This is a genomic window from Candidatus Hoaglandella endobia, assembly GCF_900044015.1.
GTDB classification, from domain to species: domain Bacteria; phylum Pseudomonadota; class Gammaproteobacteria; order Enterobacterales; family Enterobacteriaceae; genus Hoaglandella; species Hoaglandella endobia.
Genome location: NZ_LN999835.1, coordinates 175,330 through 200,857, shown reverse-complemented (window position 1 = coordinate 200,857; position 25,528 = coordinate 175,330). Strand labels below are relative to the sequence as shown.

At 38.7% G+C, this 25,528-nt stretch carries 18 protein-coding genes and 9 tRNA genes; 16 read left to right on the top strand and 11 right to left on the bottom strand.

Features of this window, described 5'->3' with window-relative positions:
- The first annotated feature begins 134 nt into the window (after positions 1-134).
- Positions 135-1,268, top strand: coding sequence for a radical SAM family heme chaperone HemW (hemW, locus tag A4A70_RS01015; RefSeq protein ID WP_067567674.1), 1,134 nt, complete (start codon positions 135-137; stop codon positions 1,266-1,268).
- Between the two features lie 227 nt (positions 1,269-1,495).
- Here the strand turns inward: hemW and trmB are convergent, their stop codons facing one another.
- A complete protein-coding gene (trmB, locus tag A4A70_RS01010) occupies positions 1,496-2,245 on the bottom strand; it encodes a tRNA (guanosine(46)-N7)-methyltransferase TrmB (protein ID WP_067567672.1) in 750 nt (249 codons plus the stop codon).
- Positions 2,246-2,596: 351 nt separating this feature from the next.
- On the opposite strand from trmB, the gene A4A70_RS01005 reads away from it, so the two are divergent.
- Both A4A70_RS01005 and mltC read left to right on the top strand, forming a co-directional pair.
- Positions 2,597-2,860: an oxidative damage protection protein gene (locus A4A70_RS01005; protein ID WP_067568257.1), complete on the top strand. Its 264-nt coding sequence runs from the start codon at positions 2,597-2,599 to the stop codon at positions 2,858-2,860.
- 49 nt (positions 2,861-2,909) lie between these two features.
- Positions 2,910-3,983 (top strand): membrane-bound lytic murein transglycosylase MltC, encoded by a 1,074-nt coding sequence (gene mltC / locus A4A70_RS01000; RefSeq protein ID WP_067567670.1) that lies wholly within the window; start codon positions 2,910-2,912, stop codon positions 3,981-3,983.
- A 38-nt stretch (positions 3,984-4,021) separates the two neighbouring features.
- Here mltC and A4A70_RS00995 read toward each other — a convergent pair.
- Positions 4,022-4,097 (bottom strand) — tRNA-Lys (locus tag A4A70_RS00995).
- A gap of 641 nt (positions 4,098-4,738) precedes the next feature.
- On the opposite strand from A4A70_RS00995, the gene A4A70_RS00990 reads away from it, so the two are divergent.
- The 7 genes from A4A70_RS00990 to A4A70_RS00960 all read left to right on the top strand — a co-directional run bounded on the left by A4A70_RS00990 (position 4,739) and on the right by A4A70_RS00960 (position 8,348).
- The gene (locus A4A70_RS00990) at positions 4,739-5,200 is read left to right on the top strand and encodes a DUF441 domain-containing protein (protein WP_067567668.1); all 462 of its coding nucleotides are present in this window, start codon (positions 4,739-4,741) and stop codon (positions 5,198-5,200) included.
- A gap of 623 nt (positions 5,201-5,823) precedes the next feature.
- Entirely contained in the window at positions 5,824-6,150 is a 327-nt protein-coding gene (gene trxA, locus A4A70_RS00985; protein ID WP_067567666.1) for a thioredoxin TrxA, read from the top strand.
- 185 nt (positions 6,151-6,335) lie between these two features.
- Positions 6,336-7,595 (top strand): transcription termination factor Rho, encoded by a 1,260-nt coding sequence (rho, locus tag A4A70_RS00980; protein WP_067567664.1) that lies wholly within the window; start codon positions 6,336-6,338, stop codon positions 7,593-7,595.
- Between the two features lie 330 nt (positions 7,596-7,925).
- Positions 7,926-8,002, top strand: a tRNA-Arg gene (locus tag A4A70_RS00975).
- Positions 8,003-8,064: 62 nt separating this feature from the next.
- Positions 8,065-8,140, top strand: a tRNA-His gene (locus A4A70_RS00970).
- 14 nt (positions 8,141-8,154) lie between these two features.
- Positions 8,155-8,241, top strand: a tRNA-Leu gene (locus A4A70_RS00965).
- A 33-nt stretch (positions 8,242-8,274) separates the two neighbouring features.
- Positions 8,275-8,348 (top strand) — tRNA-Pro (locus tag A4A70_RS00960).
- A gap of 29 nt (positions 8,349-8,377) precedes the next feature.
- Here the strand turns inward: A4A70_RS00960 and A4A70_RS00955 are convergent.
- Positions 8,378-9,301 (bottom strand): Kdo(2)-lipid IV(A) acyltransferase, encoded by a 924-nt coding sequence (locus A4A70_RS00955; RefSeq protein ID WP_067567662.1) that lies wholly within the window; start codon positions 9,299-9,301, stop codon positions 8,378-8,380.
- Between the two features lie 421 nt (positions 9,302-9,722).
- On the opposite strand from A4A70_RS00955, the gene A4A70_RS00950 reads away from it, so the two are divergent.
- Positions 9,723-9,796: transfer RNA gene (locus A4A70_RS00950), tRNA-Pro, on the top strand.
- An 87-nt stretch (positions 9,797-9,883) separates the two neighbouring features.
- Here A4A70_RS00950 and guaA read toward each other — a convergent pair.
- A complete protein-coding gene (guaA, locus tag A4A70_RS00945) occupies positions 9,884-11,464 on the bottom strand; it encodes a glutamine-hydrolyzing GMP synthase (RefSeq protein ID WP_067567660.1) in 1,581 nt (526 codons plus the stop codon).
- Positions 11,465-11,578: 114 nt separating this feature from the next.
- The gene (gene guaB / locus A4A70_RS00940; protein ID WP_067567658.1) at positions 11,579-13,030 is read right to left on the bottom strand and encodes an IMP dehydrogenase; all 1,452 of its coding nucleotides are present in this window, start codon (positions 13,028-13,030) and stop codon (positions 11,579-11,581) included.
- Between the two features lie 434 nt (positions 13,031-13,464).
- Here guaB and A4A70_RS00935 point away from each other — a divergent pair, with 434 nt between their 5' ends.
- The gene (locus tag A4A70_RS00935) at positions 13,465-14,589 is read left to right on the top strand and encodes a porin (RefSeq protein ID WP_067567656.1); all 1,125 of its coding nucleotides are present in this window, start codon (positions 13,465-13,467) and stop codon (positions 14,587-14,589) included.
- A 310-nt stretch (positions 14,590-14,899) separates the two neighbouring features.
- Entirely contained in the window at positions 14,900-15,451 is a 552-nt protein-coding gene (gene pgsA, locus A4A70_RS00930; protein ID WP_067567654.1) for a CDP-diacylglycerol--glycerol-3-phosphate 3-phosphatidyltransferase, read from the top strand.
- Between the two features lie 26 nt (positions 15,452-15,477).
- Here pgsA and A4A70_RS00925 read toward each other — a convergent pair.
- Both A4A70_RS00925 and gltX read right to left on the bottom strand, forming a co-directional pair.
- Positions 15,478-15,553, bottom strand: a tRNA-Ala gene (locus A4A70_RS00925).
- Between the two features lie 84 nt (positions 15,554-15,637).
- Positions 15,638-17,047 (bottom strand): glutamate--tRNA ligase, encoded by a 1,410-nt coding sequence (gene gltX / locus A4A70_RS00920; RefSeq protein WP_067567652.1) that lies wholly within the window; start codon positions 17,045-17,047, stop codon positions 15,638-15,640.
- 327 nt (positions 17,048-17,374) lie between these two features.
- Here gltX and A4A70_RS00915 point away from each other — a divergent pair.
- The 3 genes from A4A70_RS00915 to dtpA all read left to right on the top strand — a co-directional run bounded on the left by A4A70_RS00915 (position 17,375) and on the right by dtpA (position 19,215).
- A tRNA-Val gene (locus A4A70_RS00915) sits at positions 17,375-17,450 on the top strand.
- A 39-nt stretch (positions 17,451-17,489) separates the two neighbouring features.
- Positions 17,490-17,562: transfer RNA gene (locus tag A4A70_RS00910), tRNA-Lys, on the top strand.
- Between the two features lie 171 nt (positions 17,563-17,733).
- Positions 17,734-19,215, top strand: coding sequence for a dipeptide/tripeptide permease DtpA (gene dtpA / locus A4A70_RS00905; protein ID WP_067567650.1), 1,482 nt, complete (start codon positions 17,734-17,736; stop codon positions 19,213-19,215).
- Between the two features lie 32 nt (positions 19,216-19,247).
- On the opposite strand, the gene tyrS is transcribed toward dtpA, so the two are convergent.
- The 4 genes from tyrS to gyrB all read right to left on the bottom strand — a co-directional run bounded on the left by tyrS (position 19,248) and on the right by gyrB (position 25,387).
- Entirely contained in the window at positions 19,248-20,519 is a 1,272-nt protein-coding gene (gene tyrS / locus A4A70_RS00900; protein WP_067567649.1) for a tyrosine--tRNA ligase, read from the bottom strand.
- A gap of 204 nt (positions 20,520-20,723) precedes the next feature.
- Positions 20,724-21,158, bottom strand: a complete 435-nt coding sequence (slyA, locus tag A4A70_RS00895; protein ID WP_067567647.1) for a transcriptional regulator SlyA — start codon at positions 21,156-21,158, stop codon at positions 20,724-20,726.
- A 327-nt stretch (positions 21,159-21,485) separates the two neighbouring features.
- The gene (gene asd, locus A4A70_RS00890) at positions 21,486-22,592 is read right to left on the bottom strand and encodes an aspartate-semialdehyde dehydrogenase (protein ID WP_067567645.1); all 1,107 of its coding nucleotides are present in this window, start codon (positions 22,590-22,592) and stop codon (positions 21,486-21,488) included.
- Between the two features lie 383 nt (positions 22,593-22,975).
- On the bottom strand, positions 22,976-25,387 hold the full coding sequence (gene gyrB / locus A4A70_RS00885) for a DNA topoisomerase (ATP-hydrolyzing) subunit B (RefSeq protein WP_067567642.1): 2,412 nt from the start codon (positions 25,385-25,387) through the stop codon (positions 22,976-22,978).
- Positions 25,388-25,528 lie beyond the last annotated feature (141 nt).

Here is a 25,528-nt window from a genome sequence, read left to right as displayed (position 1 = left end):
GTATCTATATTTAGATGTTGCTTTCTAAGTAACTGTTTAGGAAACACTACTCTTGACTAACTTCGCTGAAAAGAAGAGCTATCATAACGCTGCTACCAGAAAAACACTAACAATTATAATAAAAACGCTGTACCATGCATAAATTACCGCCGCTAAGTTTGTATATTCATATTCCCTGGTGCGTACAGAAATGTTCCTACTGCGATTTTAATTCGCACACGCTGAAGGGCAAAATGCCACACTTGGAATATGTGTACCATTTACTGACAGATTTAGAAAATGATATAGTATTAACTAATGGGCGCGGCGTAAATACATTATTTATTGGTGGTGGTACCCCTAGTCTTCTTTCTATCAGAGCTATACAATTACTGCTTGATGGCATCCGCGCTAGAATAATGCTGATGTTAGACGCCGAAATAACAATTGAAGTAAATCCCGGCACCGTTGATGTAGAACGCTTTTTGGGTTATAAACAAGCTGGAGTTAACCGTATTTCCCTTGGTGTGCAGAGCTTCGATCTTGAAAAACTTAACAGTATTGGGCGTATTCATGATGGACAAGATACGCACCGCGCAGCGCAGCAGGCGGTTTCTTTAGGCCTGCGTAGTGTAAATTTTGATTTAATGTACGGTTTACCTGATCAGACGCTCGTGGGGGCACTCGATGATTTAATGCAAGCTATAGTCTTAGCGCCGTCCCATTTATCCTGGTATCAACTGACTATTGAGCCCAATACCCTGTTTTGGGCTCAGCCTCCAAAGCTACCTAATGATGATATTTTATGGAACATATCTCAAAAAGGAAAGCAGTTGTTACAGGCTGCTGGTTACTGTCAGTATGAAATATCTGCTTATGCTAGAGCAGGCTTCCAGTGCAACCACAACCTCAACTATTGGCGTTTCGGTGACTATCTTGGCATTGGCTGCGGTGCTCACGGTAAACTTACCCAACTGGACGGTACGGTGATGCGCACAGTAAAAAATCACCATCCACGTGGGTATATGCAAGGAAACAACTATTTATCGCAACGTTATCTAGTTGCACCGTCAGATTTACCTTTTGAGTATTTTATGAACCGCTTTAGACTACTTGAAGCTACGCCGCGCGCTGAATTTACTGCCTATACAGGTCTAGATGAAAGTAAGGTACGCACTGCGCTTGATACAGCGCTAGCTAGCGGTTTCATCACTGAAAGTACCCATTATTGGCAGGTAACTGATAAAGGAAAGTCTTTTCTTAACCTGCTACTAGAGCTTTTCATCTAAAATGATATTAAAAAAAACTATTAATAAACATATTGGTTAGATTACTAGTGCCAGAAATGTTTCCTTATTGTTATTTGTATTGCAGTACTGCGGCAGTCTACTTTTCTCTTTAGAGAGATCTAACCATCTACTACTCTACTACCTAAACAGATTTTAGAAATTATTTAGGTATAACCTGACTCAGGCTCGATAATAACAATGTCATCTTTGTCTGTATCTATCAGCGACTAACCATATGTTTTTTTACTGATAACTTTTGACTTTTTAGTAAATATTAAATCCCATACACTATACCCTAGTCGTTGGCCACGCTGTTCAAATTTAGTATATGGACGATTTACAGGTCTCGGCACGTAATCCCCAGAGGTAGAAAGATTGAGAAACATCTTGTTAACAGACATCACCATCAGTATATGTTTGGCATAAGATTGCCAATCAGTCGCTATATGTAAAATGCCGTGGTCCGCAAGTTTACGTCCGATTAGTGCGACGAAAGGTAGCTGCATAATACGGCGTTTATGATGCCTTACTTTAGGCCATGGATCGGGAAAAAAGAGTTGCACCATTGCTAACGCTTGATCCGGAATCATATATTCCAACACTTCCACTGCATCGTGGCACATTACGCGCAAATTATTTGCTTCTGCTTTATGCGCGCTAGCCAAACACGCGCCTACACCCGGCCAGTGAACTTCGATACCTAAAAAACTTCTTTCTGGATATGCTGTTGCCATGGTTACTAGCGATTCTCCCATGCCAAAACCAATTTCTAGCGTCACCGGGGTAGCGCGTCCAAACAACGCATCTAGGCTCAACGGCTGTGCTTTATAATCTACCCCCATCGTAGTCCATAAGGTATCTAACGCATGCTGCTGCCCTTGTTTCAAACGTCTCTGGCGTAGGACAAAGCTGCGGATATGTTGTCGCGAGCAATCCTGATCATTATCTTCAGGCGAAATAAAAAAATTATTTTTCATAAAATGCTGTTAGCCAAAAAGCTCTCTAAAACTAAAGAGTTATAATAAATTATGCTGTACGCAGGCCAGTAAAAACAGTTATTTTTTATATTTAGCTATTCATAATAGCAGCTAAATTATAAATTATAGTAGCTAATTTTTTACTACTATTAGTTTTTATAGCATCAATCTAACCGAAATCCGCAAGATTAGTTCTTGCAGTTAATTGCTATAATATTACATTATAACGGGACTATGATGCTATTCAGCTACCAGAATGTTAGTCTTTCTACCGCTTCATTGTTTAATGATGATGAATTATAATTCTACTGAATTAGTAGACTTAATATTCTAATCAAAGAGATCATAATGATGAGCAAAGTTATTTACTGTAAGTTTTTAAAACGTGAAGCCGAAGGGCAAGATTTTCAGATTTATCCAGGGGAACTAGGAAAAAAAATTTTTCAAGATTTCTCAAAAGAAGCTTGGATGCAATGGCAGACTAAACAAACTATGCTAATAAACGAAAAAAAACTAAGCATGGTAAATGCCGACGATCGTAAATTTTTGGAGCAGAAAATGATTGATTTTCTTTTTGAAGATCAGGAGCTCAATAGAAATAAGAAGGATGAATAAAGCTCTGTGTAAGAATTAAAAAATAAAAATAATTCTAACAATCCGTAAAATGAAAAAAATATTACTTTTAGTTATCATCTCACCTTTATTAATATCTTGTACCTATCAGAATAGGAACGCCGAAAATGAGGTATACATAAAAGATACTAATAGTTTTGCTCTCCTCATGAGTCAGTTTGCTCATAATATTGAAAATATCTGGGGGTTAGATGAAGTACTGATAACTGGACCAAAAGACTATGTTAAATATACCGATCATTACAAAACCCGTAGTCATATCAATTTTGATACTGGTACTGTAACTATCGAAACGATTGCTTCAGAAAATTTACACACTAACTTACGCCGGGCTATTATCAATACATTATTAATGGGTAACGACCAAAATCATATAGATTATTACTCGGTTACTGACAATCTTCCACTAAGTAAAAAACCTTTTTTATATGGCCAAGTATTGGATAATAACAGTGAACCAATACGCTGGCAATGGCGCGCAGATCACTTTGCCAGTTACCTACTAAAAACTAGTTTACAAAGCCGTATAAATAGTAAGCAACGCATATGGTCTATTACCATACAGTTAGTGCAGAACCATATGGATAAACGAGCCCATAAGTATCTGGCTATGGTGCGTAAAGCTTCACAGCAATATGGTGTAGATCAGTCACTGATTATGGCGATTATTCAAATAGAATCTAGCTTTAACCCCTATGCGGTCAGCCATGCTGACGCGCTAGGACTAATGCAGGTCGTGCAATATAGTGCTGGCCGTGATGTTTTTAAAATGAAAGGAGAATGGGGTCAACCTAGCCGTAGCTATTTGTTTAATCCACAGAATAATATCGATACTGGAACTGCATATTTGGCCATGTTGCAAAATAGTTATCTAGGAGGGATTGTTAATCCAATTTCCCGACGTTACGCAGTAATTACCGCCTACAACGCTGGTGCAGCCAGCGTACTACGCGTTTTTTCACTAGATCAAAATAGGGCATTTAAAATTATCAACAGAATGCATCCAAACGAGGTTTATCAAATACTTCACACTAAACACCCATCGTTAGAATCTCGTCATTATCTATATAAAGTAAATAATCTTCAGAAAAAAATTTGTCGTTAAGTTATTAACGCTAATATCGCTTGATAAAGATAAGGTATTGGTGGGCCGTGTAGGATTCGAACCTACGACCAATTGATTAAGAGTCAACTGCTCTACCAACTGAGCTAACGACCCTATCTGTCCTAATTCTTATCTTAAAGAAGACCAAAGTCAACTATTTTAGTTTTTTTTGTAACCTTAAAGTACGTTACCTTAAATTTTAATCGTTATTTGCTATAAAATTCCTTGTATATATCTTTGATCTGTGATATAATATATTATATTTAGCTACCTTGTAGTAAGCAAGTACAGCTGATTAACGCTGACTACGCCAGCTGTATGTATCATGCAAATAAAATCGCCGCTATAGTATGTATAGCGGCGCTGATGAATACATACTGTCTATCGTTAGATAATTATAACTATATTAAATATAAAATATATACTATCTATTCAGATACTTTTTAGATAATATCTATTATAAATAGTTAATAATTTAATTATTATATTAATAGCTAGTACCGGCTGTAATATTAGCTAATATGCTATAAAAAATATATTTATCATCTTCAGCAACAGATATAATATTTTTATAGAAAATATAATACGTGCTACTTGATAGAATAATCTCTTCTTAGAGTCCTAATCGAAATCTAGATAATTAAATCTAAATATAGTTAATCAGAATTCTTTATGTATTCAAAATAAATAACAATATTAATTGTTAAGTAATTTAATTAGTATTTATTTACTAAATTTATATTCATTGAGATTCTATGAATGTATCTGATTCGACGCTGCTAGTTTTACTATTGCTTGCAACGCTCGGTGTTATTATTCATAATAACACTGTAACAGTGGCCATATTAGTGCTTTTGATTATTCGCTTAACTAATATGGATAACTGTTTCCCCTGGATAGAAAAGCAGGGATTGAACATTGGAATTATTATTGTGACTATCGGTATGCTAGCTCCTATCGCCAGCGGTAGGATTACTACTTATACTGTGCTACGTTCTTTTGTTCACTGGGAATCATTATTAGCAATTGCCATTGGGATCGTGGTTTCCTGGTTAGGTGGTAGGGGAGTTTCGCTGATGTCAAGCCAACCATCAGTTATAGCCGGCCTACTAATGGGCACAGTGTTAGGAGTAGCATTATTTCATGGTGTGCCAGTTGGCCCGTTTATAGCTGCCGGGCTGTTATCATTACTGATTGATAATAATTTGAATTTTTGATCTCACACTTTACTTCAAGTATCGTATTGATACGTATAGCCTAGTCTAGGCTGTCGGCAAGTTTAGCATGGCTATCTATGATAGCCATTACACAACAATGTCCTACTATTTCTTCTTCTATTATTGTAGGACTGTGCTCCCAAATAATTAGTGAGGGTGAAGGTAGTATTGGCCATATATGCTATTTTAGTTACGCTATAGTATTTAGTATTATAGTTTAACTGAAAAAATTGAGGTTAATTATATCTTAAATATTATTAAGCTTTATAAGCTAACTAAATCTATTTACTTTTTTTTTGATATAAATTTATTAAAGCGGTTTAAAACCGCACCAATCAGGTGGTTGTAACCACTACTCTAGTAGAACTAGCTAGTAACCAATTTAACTAGCTATTGACTTAGTAGTAAATTTTAGCTAAGTTGATTAACTTTTGGCTAAAGATAGTAATTAAATAAACCAACTTTGTTTAGATATTACTAATGAAGTAATATCAATTATTAGTTGATATAGAGCAAAACAGAAAAACTAATTTTTAGTTAAGCTTTGTTTCTTGTAATGTGATCTAATGTTAACTAATTGTTGCTTAGAAAACATCAGGTAACAATTCTCCCGTGGATAAAATATGAACAATAAAATTATTTGTCTAAATGATAATAACTTTGAAATTAATTTATTACAGATAAAAAGTCTGCTTCTGGTAGATTTTTGGGCTGAATGGTGTGGTCCTTGTAAAAGTATTGCCCCGATTTTAGTAGAAATAGCTGATGAATTTGAAGGTAAGCTTACCATCGCTAAATTAAACATCGAAGAGAATCCGGTCACCACACATAAGTATAGTATACGTAGTATACCTACTTTGTTGCTCTTCTGTGAAGGTAAAGCAGTAGCTACTAAAGTGGGAGCTTTGTCTAAAAAGCAATTAAGAGAATTCCTGCAAGCAAATTTATAACTATTTTTTCTATAGGGTTTGGCATTTATTGTATTGATCGCTAGACGCCTAACAAAAATTAGGCTAATCTCTAGCGACTAAAATCTTAAATATTACACTATTGTAACATACAAAACATCAGTTCGGCATCAGTTCGAGCGAGATATACCCCGAGTTTAAGAACCCACCATTAAGAACCCACCATTATGAACCTTACCGAATTAAAAAATACGCCTGTTTCAGAATTAGTGACTCTCGGCGAAAATATGGGACTAGAAAACCTGGCCCGTATGCGTAAACAAGATATTATCTTTGCAATTCTTAAACAGCATGCTAAAAGCGGCGAGGATATATTTGGTGATGGAGTACTAGAAATTTTGCAAGACGGATTCGGCTTTCTTCGCTCCAGTGATAGTTCCTACCTTGCTGGCCCAGATGATATCTATATTTCTCCCAGCCAGATACGCCGTTTTAACTTACGTACTGGTGATACCATTGCTGGTAAAATTCGTCCCCCTAAAGAGGGGGAGCGTTACTTCGCGCTACTCAAGGTCAACGAAGTTAACTACGAAAAGCCAGAAAATGCACGCAATAAAATTTTGTTTGAAAACCTGACGCCGTTGCACGCTAATTTGCGTTTACGCATGGAACGCGGTAATGGTTCGACTGAAGATTTAACAGCGCGTGTATTAGATTTAGCCTCTCCTATTGGTCGCGGTCAGCGCGGGCTGATAGTAGCACCACCGAAGGCTGGTAAAACCATGCTGCTACAAAATATTGCTCAAAGTATCGCTTACAATTATCCCGACTGCGTAATGATGGTGCTACTGATTGATGAGAGGCCTGAAGAAGTTACCGAAATGCAGCGGTTAGTCAAAGGCGAAGTTATCGCTTCGACCTTTGACGAACCAGCTGCACGTCATGTACAAGTAGCAGAGATGGTGATTGAAAAAACTAAACGCCTAGTCGAGCATAAAAAAGACGTTATTATTTTATTAGATTCTATTACCCGTCTAGCCCGTGCTTATAATACCGTAGTACCAGCATCCGGAAAAGTCTTAACTGGCGGTGTAGACGCCAATGCCCTGCATCGGCCAAAACGTTTTTTCGGTGCCGCGCGCAATATGGAAGAAGGCGGTAGCCTGACTATCATTGCCACAGCGCTTATCGATACCGGCTCTAAAATGGACGAAGTAATTTACGAAGAATTTAAGGGTACGGGTAATATGGAGTTACATTTATCTCGTAAAATAGCTGAAAAAAGAGTCTTTCCAGCTATCGATTTTAATCGTTCTGGTACCCGCAAAGAAGAGTTACTCACTGTACAGGAAGAACTACAGAAGATGTGGATATTACGCAAAATTATACATCCAATGAGTGAAATCGATGCGATGGAATTCCTGATAAATAAGTTAGCGATGACTAAAACTAATGATGATTTCTTTGAAATGATGAAGCGTTCTTAATTTATAAAAATTTTAATTTAACTTTGTAGTCCTAAAAAAATAATAATTGTAAAAAACAAGCTTGTTCAGCTAAATTAAACATAATCAATCAACTAACCTAGGCACGAATAACTTGTAATACACGATATTTTATAACATATTAACTTTTAAAAAGTCTACAGACTAAGTTTAGTAAGTATGATTTAGGAATACTTATCTATTAAACATAGCGTTATAATTAACTTAATTATAAGTTTATGAAGAGTAACGTATTATTTTTTTAAAAAATTACTAGACAGCTATCGTCTAAATTCGTACTATCCCTCCCATTAATGGGACTAAGAATAAAAAGCGCCCGTAGCTCAGCTGGATAGAGCACTGCCCTCCGAAGGCAGAGGTCTCAGGTTCAAATCCTGTCGGGCGTACCACATTAGATATGATTAAAACTATAGTAATTTTTATATTTTGTTGTAAACAATAATCAGTTATGGTGATTGTAGCTCAGCTGGTAGAGCCCTGGATTGTGGTTCCAGTTGTCGTGGGTTCGAGTCCCATCAGTCACCCCATTATTAATGGGTATGCGAAGGTGGCGGAATTGGTAGACGCACTAGCTTCAGGTGTTAGTGTCTTAACGGACATGAGGGTTCAAGTCCCTCTCTTCGCACCATCATACATCTCATTAATTAGAGAGCGTATTTGTCGGCGAGTAGCGCAGCTTGGCAGCGCAACTGGTTTGGGACCAGTAGGTCGGAGGTTCGAATCCTCTCTCGCCGATCATTTTCTAACTTAGAAAAAGCATAATCTTAACGATATAAAGAAGGCTCTCCTGTTGGGCGAGTTTTAAAACGGCGGTGCAACCACATATATTGGTCTGGCGCTAGTAAAATGGCTCGCTCCACTAGATAATTCATATAAGTGGCAACAGCAATAGCATTCTCTTGTGGAAAAAGGCGCTCGTTGGGAAATACAATCAATTCATAACCGCGCCCCTCTGGAAGACGGCGCGGAACAAAGGGTATTACCGCCGGACTGGCCATGCGGACTAATATGTAGGTACCGGAGGTAGTTGCAGCTTTGGGAACGGCAAATAACGGGGCGAATACGCTACTTTTGGGTCCATAGTCGTGGTCTGGCGCGTACCAAATAATATCGCTGTTTTTTAGCGCACGGATTATACCTTTAATATCTGAACGGTCTAGCATAGATTTATTAGAACGCATACGCCCCCAAGTTTGCAGCCAATTCAATAAAGGATTGTCGTGTGGCCGATAAACGCCAATACCAGGGTTATATATACCAAAAATACGTGCTCCCAATTCAAGGGTGAAAAAATGCAACCCAATGAGTAGTATTCCTTTATTCTCCTCGCACGCGTGTTTGATATGCTCAAGGCCACTGACATATGCCAAACGCTTCACGCGCCATTCTGGCCAGAACCAGGCCATACCAGTTTCAATAAGCCCCATGCCCAACGACTCGAAGTTTTGCCTTAGCAGCACTTCACGTTCCTTTTCCAGCATATCAGGAAAACATAAAAGTAAATTACAGCGCGCAATAGCCACCCGATGACGCATAAAGCGCATCGCTAGTCTACCCAGACTAGTCCCTAGTTTATATAATAAAGGATAGGGTAGTAATACTATAATATATAGTAGACCTATACAAAACCAATTTATCCAATAGCGTGGATGTAATAATGAACTCGTAAAAACAGGAAGTTTAGTCATGGCTTGTTAAAATAAAATATATGATTGCCAACTACACAACAGAATTTGATGGTTACTATATGCCAAAATAATCAGGACTCTATATAGTCCTTTTATATACTATTAACTACTTACTTTGATTAATAAAAATCATTATAATTTATTTAACTACTGCTTATAGTTCTACGTCGTCGATCCATCCAGTAGTTATAGTAAATACAGTAAATACTAAGTTTCAAATATATCAAGTATCAGAAAACATACTATTTTCCAAATGCTACTGGAGCTAGCACTGCCATCAGTAGTCAACTAATGTCATGCACTCAATAATCTTAAATCTTAAATAAAGTTTATTACTATAGGTTTTAATAGGTTAGGTAAAATAAATAATAAACTATTGTCTTTGTTTTGATAGTAGCTAATATAGGTAGCTGTAAAAATTCGGCATGTAGCGCAGCCTGGTAGCGCACCGTCATGGGGTGTCGGGGGTCAGAGGTTCAAATCCTCTCATGCCGATTTAATATCGGTACTAAACACATAATGTTTAACCCGTTGTCTTTGTTATTAGATTTTTATCTAGCTCTAAAAGAGATAAAAAATAGATCACTCCCACTCGATCGTTGCTGGGGGTTTTCCGGAAATATCGTATACCACTCGGGAGATACCATTAATTTCATTAATAATACGGTTAGATACTCGTCCTAATAAATCGTATGGCAGTTTTACCCAATGGGCCGTCATAAAATCGGTAGTCTCTACAACACGAAGTGATATCACCCAGTTATATTTACGTGTATCTCCCATTACACCAACTGAGCAAACCGGTAGAAAAACCGTGAAGGCTTGACTAACTTTGTTGTATAGATCAGCTTTATATAGTTCTTCAATAAAGATTGCATCAGCACGGCGCAGTAAATCACAATACTCTTTTTTTACTTCACCCAATACGCGTATGCCTAATCCAGGTCCCGGGAATGGATGACGGTAAAGCATATTATAAGGTAAGCCAAGCTCTAGCCCAATCTTACGGACCTCGTCCTTAAATAGCTCTTTCAGCGGTTCTACTAGCCCCATTTTCATTTTTTTTGGCAGGCCCCCGACATTATGATGCGACTTTATAATTTGCGCTTTGCCGGTAGTTGAAGCTGCTGACTCAATAATATCAGGATAGATAGTGCCCTGAACAAGCCATTTTACGTTTTTGATACTCATAGCCTGTTCATCAAACACTTCTATAAAAACTCGACCAATTGTTTTTCGTTTTTTTTCTGGATCGTTAATGCCTGCTAATGCACTTAAAAAACGCTCTTCTGCCGGTACATGTATAATATTTAACCCGTAGTAACGGTCGTTAAACATTTCTATCACCTGTTGTGCTTCGTTAAGACGCAGCAGGCCATTATCAACAAATACACAGATCAGTCGCTCACCGATAGCTCGATGCAGTAGCATTGCTGTTACTGATGAGTCCACACCACCTGAAAGCCCCAGTATTACCTTATCGTTGCCAACCTTTTTACGGATGCGGTCAATTATGTCTTCAATTATTTTTAACGTAGTCCACAGGGGAGCGCACCGACAGATATTGAGTACAAAACGTTCCAGTATTCGCTGACCTTGACGTGTATGAGTTACTTCTGGATGAAACTGTACACCATAAAAATGTTTCTTTTTGTTAGCTATAATTGCGAATGGGCAATTTTCAGTGCTGGCGACGGTAACAAAATCTGAAGGAATAGCGGTAACTTTATCGCCATGGCTCATCCATACGTCTAATATAGACGTACCACTATCGTTTATTTCATCCTGAATATCGTTCACTAGTTGACTTTCAGTAAGAACTTCTACTTTTGTAGAGCCAAATTCACGCTGTAAAGATCCCTGTACTTTACCGCCAAGCTGGATTGCCATAGTTTGCATTCCGTAACAGACGCCTAATACAGGCACGCCTGCCTTGAATACATAATCTGGTGCGCGCGAGCTATTTAGCTCGGTAGTGCTTTCTGGTCCGCCAGAAAGAATAATCCCGCTGGGATTGAAGTTACGGATTTTTTCTTCGGTTACATCCCAGGCCCAAAGCTCACAATAAACACCTAGTTCTCGCACCCGACGAGCTATTAATTGAGTATATTGCGACCCGAAGTCAAGAATTAGAATGCGGTGTTTATGAATATGTTCTGTCATTATAATATGGCTTATGCCGAAAGCATGTTAAGATTTATTACTGATTAAACGCGGACAAACTGACGAGTAAGCTGATCGCTAACAGCGAAGCCTGACTAGCGCTGAATCGGTTAATTAATAGTAATTAGGAGACTCTTGAGTTATAGCCACGTCGTGGACATGGCTTTCCTGAATACCAGCACTACTGATACGGACAAATTTAACTTTGGTACGTAGGTCTTCGATAGTAGCACAACCAGTAAGCCCCATACAGGAACGCAGTCCACCCATTTGCTGGTGTATTATTTCTTTTAGACGACCTTTATAAGCTACTCTTCCTTCAATGCCTTCCGGAACCAATTTATTAGCAGCATTATCTATCTGAAAATAACGCTCTGAAGAGCCTTTGGACATTGCCCCAAGAGATCCCATACCACGGTAGGACTTGAAAGAACGTCCCTGGAATATTTCAATATCCCCAGGGGACTCTTCTGTTCCAGCAAGCAAAGATCCAACCATAACGCAGGCGGCTCCAGCAGCTATAGCTTTAGCGATATCGCCGGAAAAGCGGATACCGCCATCAGCAATAACTGGAATCATTGTACCTTTTATTGCTTCAACCGCATCGGAGATAGCGGTTATTTGCGGCATACCGACGCCCGTAATTATGCGTGTAGTACAAATAGAGCCGGGTCCAATACCTACTTTGACCGCGCTTACGCCAGCATTAACAAGCGCAATCGCGCCTTCACCAGTGGCAACGTTACCGCCGATAATTTGTAGATCAGGGTATTTAGCGCGGGTATCACGTATACGCTGTAGCACGCCTTCAGAATGTCCATGGGAAGAGTCAATAAGTAAAACATCTACGCCAGCACTAACTAGTGCATCAATACGCTTTTCATTACTACTACCAACTGCCCCACCGACACGCAAACGGCCATACTCATCTTTACAAGCATTAGGTTTGTGTTCTGCCTTTTGGAAAGCTTTCACTGTAATCATACCGAGTAAATGGAATTTATCATCTACTACTAGAGCTTTCTTAACTCTTTTGTCGTGTATTTTGGCTGGAATAACTTCGCTAGCCTCATTTTCTTTTACCGTAACTAGACGCGATTTTGGTGTCATTACGGCTGATACTGGCTGACTTAGGTCGCTGATAAAGCGCACATCTCGTCCGGTAATGATACCTACCAATTCATTTTCTTCCGTAACTACCGGATAATCGGCAAAACCATTACGGGCAGTAAGTGCTTTTACTTCAAACAGCTTAGTATTGGGATTTACGCACTGTGGTGTTGTAACCAAGCCACTTTTATAACTTTTAACGCTTCTTACTTCTTCAGTCTGGCGTTCAATCGACATATTTTTATGGATAAAACCGATGCCACCTTCTTGTGCTAACGCAATTGCGAGGCTTGATTCGGTAACCGTATCCATCGCTGCAGATAGCAGTGGAATATTAAGACGAATTTTTTGCGTTAGTTGTGTACTAAGATCGGCTGTCTTGGGCAAAACTTTAGAATGCGCGGGGATTATAAGAACATCGTCGAATGTAAGAGCTTCTTTAACAATACGTAACATAACAACATTTTACCTAGGTAGATGTGAAATAAATAAAATATTGCTAAAATATTATACAGAATATAACCAATTAATTCCAGTATCTTATTACAAAAACTTGCTAGTTTTAAATTAAAATATTAGTAATAAAATAGTATTAATTATTAATTAAATTATATTTAATATACTAAATTATTTAGTAGTACCTAGTAGGTAATTTGTTATGTTTTTTAAATTAAATAATTAATATTTAATATTATGTAATTGCTTGATTTTTTAAAAAGCAGCGAATATAATTTCGCTATAGTATCTATAGTCCTAGCCATACTTAAAATACTTTAAAGATGATTACAGAATTTATTGAAGAGTGTTATTTTTAGCTACCGCAGGTGTCTAATTCAGAAGATGTTAAATTAGAAAATATTATAACTATATAATAATATATAGAGGTTTTTATGAAACTAAAATATCTGGCTGTTTTCTTTTTGGCCATACTAATAACAGATACAACTAATGCTATTGAATTATATAATAAATATGGTAATAAATTAGATTTTTTTGGTAAATTAAATAGTACGCGTTATACTTCTGGTGATAACGATCAAAACGGTGATCGCTCTTTTGCTAGTTTAGGCTTTAGGGGAGAAACCCAGATTAGCGACGGTCTCATAGGTTTTGGTACCTGGGAACAGAAAATATTAGCACGGCATACGGAAAACCAAGGCGATCAAGAAAATATCACGTATCTTGGTTTTGCTGGTTTACAGTTTGGCGATATCGGTAGTATCGATTACGGCCGTAATTATGGTGTGCTTTATGATGTAGGCGCCTGGACCGATGTTATGCCAGAGTTAGGCGGTACTACCACAATTAATGATAATTTGATATCTGGACGTGCAAACGGTGTATTTACTTACCGAAATAAAAATTTATTCGGGGTCATAGATGGTCTAAACTTTGCTCTGCAATTTCAAGGAAAAAAAGATTACACCCAGAATAAAGGTCGGAGCCTTAGAGAAGCTAACGGTGATGTTTATGGTATTTCTGTTACCTATAACTTAGGTAACGGGGTTTCAACTAGTGCAGCCTATGCTAATGGCAAACGTACTGTCGGGCAGCGTTCATTGCATTTTGGATCATTAATGGAAAACAATAGCAGAAAAGCGCAAGCTTATTCCTTGGGTCTGAAATATGATGTTAATAATCTCTATTTGGCAGCACTTTATAACGAAACGCGTAACATGACACCGGTAGGAAAATTTACCAAAGATGATTGGAATCATAAATTTTACGGTTTTGCTAAAAAAGCAAAAAATATTGAGTTGGTTGCGCAATACCAGTTTGATTTCGGTATGCGTTCCTCTCTTGGCTATACGCAATCGAAAATTAGTAACAACATTGAGAGCAAAAAACAAGATATTAAAAAATATATTGAACTGGGTGCAAGCTACAGTTTCAATAAAAATATGTTAGCTTTTGTTGACTATCGTATCAATTTACTTGCTAAAGATAATTTTACTAAAAAAGCGCATATCTCTACCAACGATATAGTTGCTTTAGGTATGACCTACATGTTTTGATATAAAATATGTCTTTTTTATTTTAAATAAATAAAAATTAGTATGTTACGTTTTATGAGGCTATATAAATCTGTAAAGCCTATACTTTGCGCAACTAAGAATAAAGTACTTATAGTATTAATTAGTAATAACTATTTTTAGTTTTGTTGAGTATAGGTGAGTCTTATATTATCTAGATCTAGATAATATAAAGATATGCTCAATTAGTTTTTGTCTTAAAAAAAATAAAAAAATAATACGTTGAAACACTTGCAGCAATATAACAACATACATATAATTTCTAGCCTGGCCGGATACTTACCAAAGTGTTATGCAACTAAATATACCGACTTGGCTTACCATGTTCCGTATCTTAATGATACCGTTATTTGTCCTAGCTTTCTATCTTCCTTTTTCTTGGGCTACAATTTGTTGCTCATTAATTTTTGTTTTAGCGGCGTTAACAGATTGGTTTGATGGTTTCTTGGCTCGAAGATGGAAGCAGACTACAAGATTAGGCGCATTTTTTGATCCAGTTGCTGATAAAATCATGGTTGCTATGGCATTAGTATTAGTTGCAGAGCATTTTCATTCTTGGTGGATAACAATTCCCGCAGCAACCATGATAACCCGTGAAATTATAATATCGGCATTACGCGAATGGATGGCAGAAATAGGGAAACGTAGTAGAATGGTAGTATCTTGGATTGGTAAGGTAAAAACTACAGCTCAGATGCTGGCTTTAATAGCCCTACTCTGGCGACCAGATTATTTACTAGTAACAGAAATAGGTATCACCGCATTATATATTGCTACTGTACTCACTTATTGGTCAATGTTTAAATATCTTTATGCTTCCTGGTCAGATTTATGTGGACATTAAAAAAATAGTAAATATAAACTTTTTATTGGTGGAGCTAAGCGGAATCGAACCGCTGACATCTTGCATGCCATGCAAGTGCTCTACCAACTGAGCTATAGCCCCCAGTTCACTTGTACTATTATTGTACACTCAATATACTAAAATTATACAAATTTTAGTTAAATTTGTCAATATCAAATTATTCATCTATTTTGCATGGTTAGCAATAAAAATAAGTGCCCTCTTGATACGTTCCAGACAGCGTTTCTGTCCTATCGCATGGATGGTGACATCAAGAGCGGGGGACTGACAGGTGCCGGTTACCGCCACTCTCAGTGGCATACCTACTTTTTCTATGCTCAAAGCAAGCTGTTCTGCTGTTTGCTCAATAGCTGAACGTACTAAAACTGGCGTCCATGCATCGAGTCCTGCTAATTTAGTGCTTACTATTTTGAGTGGATCAGCAGCAAACGAATTAAAATAATTTTTAGCAGAGTCATTATCAAACTCGCTAAAGTCCTGGTAAAAATAACGGCATTTTGTAGCCATCTCCTTCAAGGTTTTACAGCGTTTACTAAATAGCTTTACTAATACTGTAAGCTCAGGGCCGTTACAAGTGTTAATTCCCTGTTGCTCAAGATGGTAAGCTAGGTGTGTGGCGATATATGCCGTCGGCATATGATTAATATAATATTGATTAAGCCAAAGTAGTTTAGCCATATTAAATATGCTGGCAGACTTACTAACTGCTTCAATCTTAAACAGATGCTTCATTTCATCTAAGCTAAAAATTTCTTGGTTGCCGTAAGACCATCCCAGACGTACCAGATAGTTAAGTAGCGCTTCTGGTAGGATACCGTTATCGCGGTATTGCATTACCCCAACCGAACCATGGCGTTTAGACAATTTTTTGCTATCATCTCCTAAAATCATCGACACATGTGCATATACTGGTACTGGAGCGCCTAGAGCTTTGAAGATATTAATCTGTCGAGGCGTGTTGTTGATATGATCTTCACCACGGATAATATGGGTAATATCCATATCGTAATCGTCGACTACTACGCAAAAATTATAGGTAGGTGAACCATCAGTGCGCCGGATAATCAAATCATCTAGCTCTTGATTACTAAATTTAACAGGCCCACGGATTAAATCATTAAATATAACCTCACCTGACTGTGGATTGCAAAAACGTACCACGTAGGGTTCATCATCACCGTACAATTTTCGATTCTCGCGACAATAACCATCATAACGTGGTTTTTTATATGCTATAATTTGTGTTTCACGTAAGGTTTGTAACCGTGATTGAGAGCAATAACATTTATAAGCAGTTCCATTTGCTAACATGTCATCGATAACCTCATTATAGCGATTCAAGCGTTTAGTCTGAAAATAGGGCCCTTCATCCCAGTCTAAATTCAGCCAATTCATGCTATCTATTATGGCTTTAATTGCTGGTTGCGTTGAACGTTTAAGATCAGTATCATCTATTCTTAAAATAAAATTACCGCCTTGATTACGGGTGAATAACCAGGAATAAAGCGCGGTACGCACGCTACCAACATGCAAATAACCTGTAGGACTAGGCGCAAAACGGGTTTTAATTTTCATCAGAAGTTATGGTACCTTGCTTGATTTATTACGCATGGAAAAAGCAACGACTAGTCATCGAGAATGACTATTAATTAGTAGTAATCTAACTTTAATAAAAGAAGAGTAACCTAGCTAACTTTAAGATAAAATGCAATTTTTTTTAGAAAATTATTGACTCATTGCAACTGTGCCCTATAATGCGACGCTAAATAGCTGAGTGATTAGCTCAGCTAGTAGAGCCCTACCTTACAACAAGGTTGTAGGTAGGTTGAAGTTTTATCCCGTCATCATATATAATGTTTTTTTTATTGTCCTACTGTAAAAAGTAATCTTATCTGAGAATATGGGTGATTAGCTCAGCTGGTAGAGCACCTCCCTTACAAGGAGGGGGTCGGCGGTTCGATCCCGTCATCACCTACCACTCTATTTTTTTTGCTCTTTTATAATTAATTTTTTAATGGGGTCGTTAGCTCAGTTGGTAGAGCAGTTGACTTTTAATCAATTGGTCGCAGGTTCGAATCCTGCACGACCCATCAATTATGGATATATCTGGCAATAATCCTCTTTAGTTTTGTCTCAAACTTTACCGTCGGGGCAAGCTAGCGCTGTCTAGATTCGGGCGAAAATTATTAACTTTTGGCTGGCCGACCATCACGTTCACGTTAAATAATTGGATTAGATCTAGTAACATTAATGAGGTCGTTGTGTTAACTGTCAAACAAAAATACCATGAACAAAGCTTTCTATTAAGCGCTTTTAAACAACCAAAATCATTTTATCTAATTTTTTCGATTGAATTATGGGAGCGCTTTGGCTATTACGGTCTACAGAGTATTATAACTGTTTATCTGGTAAACATGCTCGGTCTCTCTCAATCAGCATCTATTACTTTATTTTCATCATTCAGTGCGCTTGTGTATGGTTTTGTTGCTATCGGTGGCTGGTTGGGAGATAAAGTGCTCGGCACTAAACGCGTCATTATTCTCGGCACGATCGTACTAACTGCGGGTTACAGTATAGTGGCCTGGTCTGGGCATCAGGTCTTCTGGATTTATTTTGGTATGGCCACAATCGCCGTGGGCAGTGGCTTGTTCAAAGCAAATCCATCCTCTTTGCTCGCTACCTGCTATGAAAAAGGAGATTCTCGTTTAGATGGTGCCTTTACCATGTATTATATGGCTATTAATATCGGCTCTTTTCTATCTATGATAGCTACACCTTGGTTGGCGGCGCATTATGGCTGGAGTGTAGCTTTTTCTTTAAGTGTTTTAGGGATGCTGATCACCTTAGTAAATTTTGTTTGCTGCCGCAATTGTATAAAATATTACGGTTCTGCGCCTGATTTTGTTGCGCTGAAATGGTATGTTTTGCTCGCGGTCATCGCTGGTGTTACCCTGCTTATTCCTCTTGCCACCTGGTTACTGCACAATCAAGAAATCGCTTGTATTGCGCTAGGTTTGGTAGCTATAGTGATACTGGTAGTTTTCGCCTTTGAGACATTTAGTCTGCAGAATTTAGATCGTCGCCGTATGCTAGTAGCGTTAATTATGATGCTAGAGGCGGTGGTGTTCTTCGTCCTATATAGCCAAATGCCTACTTCCCTAAACTTCTTCGCTATTCATCACGTCGAGAGAACATTACTAGGCCTTCAATTTGAACCTGAGCAATTTCAGGCGCTGAATCCGTTTTGGATTATGATAGCTAGTCCGTTGCTGGCGGTAGGCTATAATCGTTTAGGTGATCGCCTGCCGATGCCTTTTAAATTTGCTATCGGCATGTTACTTTGCTCGCTGGCTTTTCTGATACTTCCTTTAGGGGCACATTTCGCTAGTAAAAAGGAAATGGTCTCTATTTACTGGCTCATCTTAAGTTATGGGCTGCAAAGTATCGGAGAATTGATGATTTCAGGCTTGGGACTTTCTATGGTAGCGCAGTTAGTCCCCAAACGCCTTATGGGGTTCATTATGGGTGCCTGGTTCTTTACAACCGCAGCAGCTGCAATCATTGCAGGTTTCGTCGCAAATTTGTCTGCACTGCATTCTACAGTTAGTGACAAGCATCATTCTCTTCAGGTATACAGTCATGTATTTATGCAAATTGGTGTTTACACCGGTATTATAGCCTTATTGATGCTAGTTTTTGCACCGAGACTTCAAACTCTCTCACGGGCTAATGATATACCGTAGTAATATAGCCATTTATTATAATTTTTATGTTTTTACCAAGAAATTAGGCAATAGTTTTTTTTACCACGGCGTAGGAGGGTATAGCGTCTATATAACTTATCTGCATCATTAAATATATACTCCGTTGATGCCTGTTTTTTACCGTTTACAGCTATAGCGTTTGAAGTAATCATGGTATGTGCTTGTCGGAGCGACGGCACCAGTTCTGCTGCTACTAGCGCCTGCTTAAGATTCGCACCCGGCTCAAGGGCGACCGTTGGTATACCATCTTGTTCCAACTGAGCAAAATCAGCTTCGGTCAGATCGTCAAGTGCTCCGGTAAAAAGACAGGAGGTGATACGTTTCGCCGCAGTAAGCCCTGGTTCGCCATGCACAATACGAGTAATCTCCTCCGCGAGGAGATATTGGGCACGTGGTTTTTTGTAGTTTTTACGGTCGTCTTGCTCTAACTCATCAATACTCTCTAACCTAAAGAAAGTAAATAATTTTAAGAAGCGATATACATCGCTGTCGGTCGTATTAAGCCAGAATTGATAAAATTTGTATGGACTAGTTTTACTCGGATCTAACCATACCGCGTTACCTTCAGTCTTGCCAAATTTAATACCGTCAGCTTTGGTTATTAGTGGGACGGTCATACCAAAAACGGTATTTTGGGACAATCGGCGCGTTAAATCTATACCTGAGGTTATATTGCCCCATTGATCAGAACCTCCAATCTGGAGTATTACGCCATATTTTTTATTTAGATAAGCGAAATCATATCCTTGCAGGAGGTTATAGGCAAACTCAGTAAAAGAAATCCCGCTGTCGTTGCGGTTAAAACGTTGTCTTACCGCTTCTTTATTAATCATTTGCTTAACAGAAAAGCGCTTACCGATATTGCATAAAAAAGTTAATACGTCCATGGTACTGAACCAGTCATAATTATTGGTAATGATGGCGCTATTATCGCCACAATTAAAGTCAAGGAACAGCGAAACTTGGCGTTTAATCTTTTCCATCCAATCCTGCACAATATCAGCAGAATTCAGCTTACGTTCTGTTGACTTAAAGCTGGGATCGCCAATAAGTCCTGTCGCACCTCCGATCAAAACCACAGGCCGATGACCGGCTAACTGAAAGCGTTTCAGACATAATAATGGTACTAGATGTCCCATATGCAAGCTATCAGCAGTCGGATCGAAACCGCAATATAAAGAAATTTTCCCTATCGCCAACCGATTAACTAGAGCCTTATAGGCTGTGACTTGAGCAATGAGGCCACGTTCATGCAATTGTTGTATTAGTTGGTCACTAGACATTAAAAAACTCCATCACAGTGTCAGCAGTGATTTACCTAAGGCTATCCTAGCTCTACCTAATTTTTTATATTTTTTTATTTTAATTTTATTGTTCTGTTAGAAAATTAGATAGATAAATAGATAATAGCTAAATAATAAACAACCGGTTATTGATACCGGTTGTTTATTGTTTACGTCATCGCGTTAAGTATTAAGTATAACGCATTAAGACTTATTATAAATATCCAGAATATTTTTTTCTAATTTGGCTATAATATTAATCAGTAACTGAATATCTTCCTTAATAAGACCATTGAGTATTTCATCTTGGGTACTGTCAATAACATTATTGACTTTATTAATAAGAGCCTCAGCAGAATCAGTCAATTTGATCCGCTTTGCCCGCCGGTCATTGGCGCAGATATGCCTGGTAATAAGCCCTTTTTCTTCGAGCTGATCCAACGTTCGTACTAATGATGGTTGTTCAATACCGATAGCTTTTGCTAGTTGAATCTGCGATTGCTCAGGTGGTAACTGACAAATATTATGTAAAGTTATCCAATGCGTCTGTGTGAGTTCTAAAGGTTTTAAACGGTGGTCAATTAAAGCGCGCCATATTCTAACAAGTCGCGACAAATCTGATCCTAATGGCGATTCCAATTCTCTCTCCTTATTTTAATAATATATAATTAAGCTTACTATTTAGCTCTCCTTCTATCCTAATGGTTAGATAAGCAAATTACAAATATAATTATAAACATATATACTCATAACTTAAATATTATTTAGATATCTATGATAAAATAACTATTCTAAATTTAGAGAACAATCTTCCTCTAAAGATAAATTAACAATATTAAACTGTTGCTATTGCAGTGGCGCCAAATAGTACGTTATTTATTCTAAATCAGTATTAAGTATAATACTGGTCTTAATTATGGATATTCCTAATTAGGGATATTACTAGGTATGTAGTAGTGGCGAATATCAACGCGTCAATTGATACAGCATCCTGCGCAAAGGCTCGGCGGCTCCCCATAATAGCTGATCGCCGACAGTAAAAGCTGAGAGATATTTTGGCCCCATGTTTAATTTACGTAACCGACCAACCGGCGTATGCAGCGTACCAGTGACCGCCGCCGGAGTTAACTCTCTCATCGAGAGTTCACGATCGTTTGGTATCACATTAACCCAAACGTTGTGAGTAGCGAGCAACTGTTCGATTTCTACCAACGGTAGATTTCGCTTCAACTTTAGAGTGAATGCCTGACTATGGCAACGCAGCGCTCCAATGCGCACGCATAAACCATCTACTAGGATAGCTTGACGAGAGTTTAGAATTTTGTTGGTTTCCGCCTGTCCTTTCCACTCTTCACGGCTCTGACCATTTTCAAGTTGCTTATCTATCCAAGGGATTAGACTTCCGGCTAGCGGCACGCCAAAATTATCCGTTGGTAGCGTTCCGCTGCGGGTTAACTCTGTTACACGTTGTTCAATATCCAGCATTGTTGAAGCCGGATCTTGCAGCGAACTTTCTACTACGCCGTACAATAGCCCCATTTGCTCTAGTAATTCACGCATATGCCGCGCGCCGCTGCCTGAGGCAGCCTGATAAGTTGCTACTGAGACCCATTCTACCATGTCCTGGGCAAATAAACCGCCTAATGACATCAGCATTAAGCTAACAGTACAATTGCCACCGACAAAGGTTTTAATACCGCGATTCAGGCCCTGTTGAATCAACTCTTGGTTAACGGGATCTAGTATGATAATAGCATCATCGTGCATGCGTAACGTCGAAGCTGCATCTATCCAATAGCCCTGCCAACCAATAGCACGAAGTTTAGAATAAATTTCATTGGTATAATCCCCGCCCTGACAGGTGATAATAACGTCTAAAACGCTAAGTGCTGCCAAATCCCGGGCATCTTGTAGGGTGCTATGTTGACCGTTAATGACAGGTGCTGGCTGACCATACTGGGAAGTAGAAAAAAATACTGGGTTAATATTGTCGAAATTGTGTTCTTCGATCATGCGCTGCATGAGGACAGAACCGACTATACCGCGCCATCCGATAAAACCAACATTTTTCATATTTAACTATCCTGCTGTAAAATTAATAAAAAACTGCGTGCACTTTTCTGCACAAATTCAGCAGAATACACGCTACTCATTATACAATAATTTATTGTATAATCAGTAAATAAAATTATTTTTGTTTTAAATCCCTATAACTACTAGGCTAATAGTATTGCTAACTTAGAGACTATATTACTATTGCTGAATAGCCCATGACGTGGTAGTTTGCTGGAATGCTAGATGGAAAAGCATAGTGAGCACAACTTAGTTGGTTCATGCCGCCGGAGATTATCTTATCGCAGTGACATCGCCTTTATACGATGTATTATATCTAGTCTTACCATAGGACTACCTAAGAATAGGATTACCAGAAAATTATTGCTTTTTAACGGCAAAATTTAAATATCGATATTTGCCGCCTTCAACGAGTTTTCTTCAATAAAAGCTCGGCGAGGTTCTACCGCATCTCCCATGAGAGTAGTAAACAGCTGATCTGCGGCAATGGCATCCTTTACTGTGACCTGCAACATGCGGCGATTGTTTGGGTTCATGGTTGTTTCCCACAATTGCTCTGGATTCATTTCACCTAACCCTTTATAGCGCTGCACCGCCAGACCGCGGCTTGATTCTTTTAATAACCACTCCAACGCCTGCTCAAAGCTAGTGACTGACTGGCAGCGCTCACCGCGCTCAATATAGGTAGCCGTATCTATGATACCGCTAAGCTTTTCACCTAATGCTACCAGTTTTCGATATTGACTGCCGGAGATGAATGTATAATCTAGCAGATAGTAGTTATCTACGCCGTTAGTCCGTACTTGCAACAACGGCTCAAATATCTTACGTTCACAATTTTCTTGCACCTTGTAGTGGTAGCTACTACCGGGCTTATTATCTTTATCGTTAAGCGCTGCGACCAATGAAGCCATCCAGTTTATTACCTGTTCTTGCTGAGTTAATTGCCTTTTAGTTAACGTCGGCTGGTAAATTAGCTGATTGAGCAACGCACGGGGATAACGTCGCTCCATGCAATCTATTATATTTTGTACGGCATAATACTCGTTAACCAGGTTTTCCAGTCGTTTGCCGGCCAGATATTGAGAATTAGTATGCAGTATCGCGCCATCCATCGCTAACGCTATCTGATATAGGTCCATGGCTTTGTTATCTTTAATATATTTTTCTTGGGTACCTTTTTTTACTTTATATAAAGGCGGCTGGGCAATAAAAACATGACCACGTTTAATAATTTCTGGCATCTGACGATAGAAAAACGTCAATAGCAAAGTGCGAATATGCGCGCCATCAACATCGGCATCAGTCATAATTATAATATTGTGATAACGAAGTTTATCCGGGTTGTATTCATTACGGCCGATACCGCAACCGAGAGCAGTTATTAAGGTTGCAACTTCCTGCGAAGACAGCATCTTATCGAAACTCGCTTTCTCGACGTTAAGAATTTTTCCTTTTAGTGGTAAAATGGCCTGATTTTTACGGTTACGACCTTGTTTAGCTGATCCACCGGCAGAATCTCCTTCGACCAAATATAGTTCAGAAAGTGCTGGGTCGCGTTCCTGACAGTCTGCTAACTTACCAGGCAAACCTGCTATATCCAGTGTTTCTTTCCGCCGTGTAATTTCCCGTGCCTTGCGCGCAGCTTCGCGTGCGCGCGCTGCAGCGATAATTTTGCCTACCACAATTTTGGCATCGTTAGGCTTTTCTAGCAAATACTCTATCATTCGCTCGTTCATCAGCGACTCTACAGCAGATTTTACTTCAGAAGACACCAGTTTTTCTTTAGTTTGGGAAGAAAATTTTGGATCTGCTACTTTTATTGACACGACAGCCACCAGCCCCTCGCGGGCGTCATCGCCGGTCGCGCTAACCTTAATCTTCTTACTGTATCCTTCCTTATCCATATAGGAATGCAAAGTACGGGTCATGGCTGCGCGGAAACCAGCTAAATGGGTACCCCCATCCCTTTGAGGGATATTGTTAGTAAAACAGTAGATATTTTCTTGAAAACCTTCATTCCATTGAAGCGCTATTTCTACACCAACATTGTCTTTTTCAGTGCAAAAATAGAATATATTTGGATGAATGGGGCTTTTATTTTTATTCAGATATGCTACGAAAGCTTGAATACCACCTTCATAATGAAAGTAATCTTTCTTATTGTTACGCTTATCGTGCAGTCGTATAGACAAGCAAGAATTCAAAAAAGATAGTTCCCGTAGCCGCTTGGCTAGAATTTCATATTGGAATTCGGTGTGATTAGTAAAGATAGTTAAGCTAGGCCAGAAGTGCACGGTGGTGCCAGTTTGATTGGTTTTTCCCAAGACTTTTAACGGCGATTGCGGCACACCATCATGATAGGTCTGGTAATGCAATTTACCTTCTCTTTTAATCATCAGCTCAAGTTTTTCTGACAGTGCGTTAACTACTGAGATACCGACACCATGCAGCCCCCCAGCTACTTTATAGGCGTTATCGTCAAACTTACCGCCCGCATGTAACACGGTCATGATTACTTCAGCTGCAGAGACACCCTCATCTTCATGAAGACCTGTCGGAATACCACGGCCGTTATCTTGTACCGAAACAGAATTGTCTTCGTGAATAGTGATCAAGATTTCATTACAGTGACCTGCAAGGGATTCATCAACAGCGTTATCTACAACCTCAAATACCATATGATGTAGACCGGTACCATCATCGGTATCGCCGATATACATACCCGGGCGCTTGCGCACCGCATCCAGTCCTTTGAGGACTTTAATACTTGAGGAGTCATAAAAATTCGACATCAACTTTTCCCGCTTATTTGTAATTAGAATTAAAAACTTATTTTAGCTTTTGCTATCTTGTTCCATACGAAATTTTCTGTTTATTGTTCATAATCGCAGAGTCAATTTGTTACTGCCACACTCATAGCAAAATGAGCACCA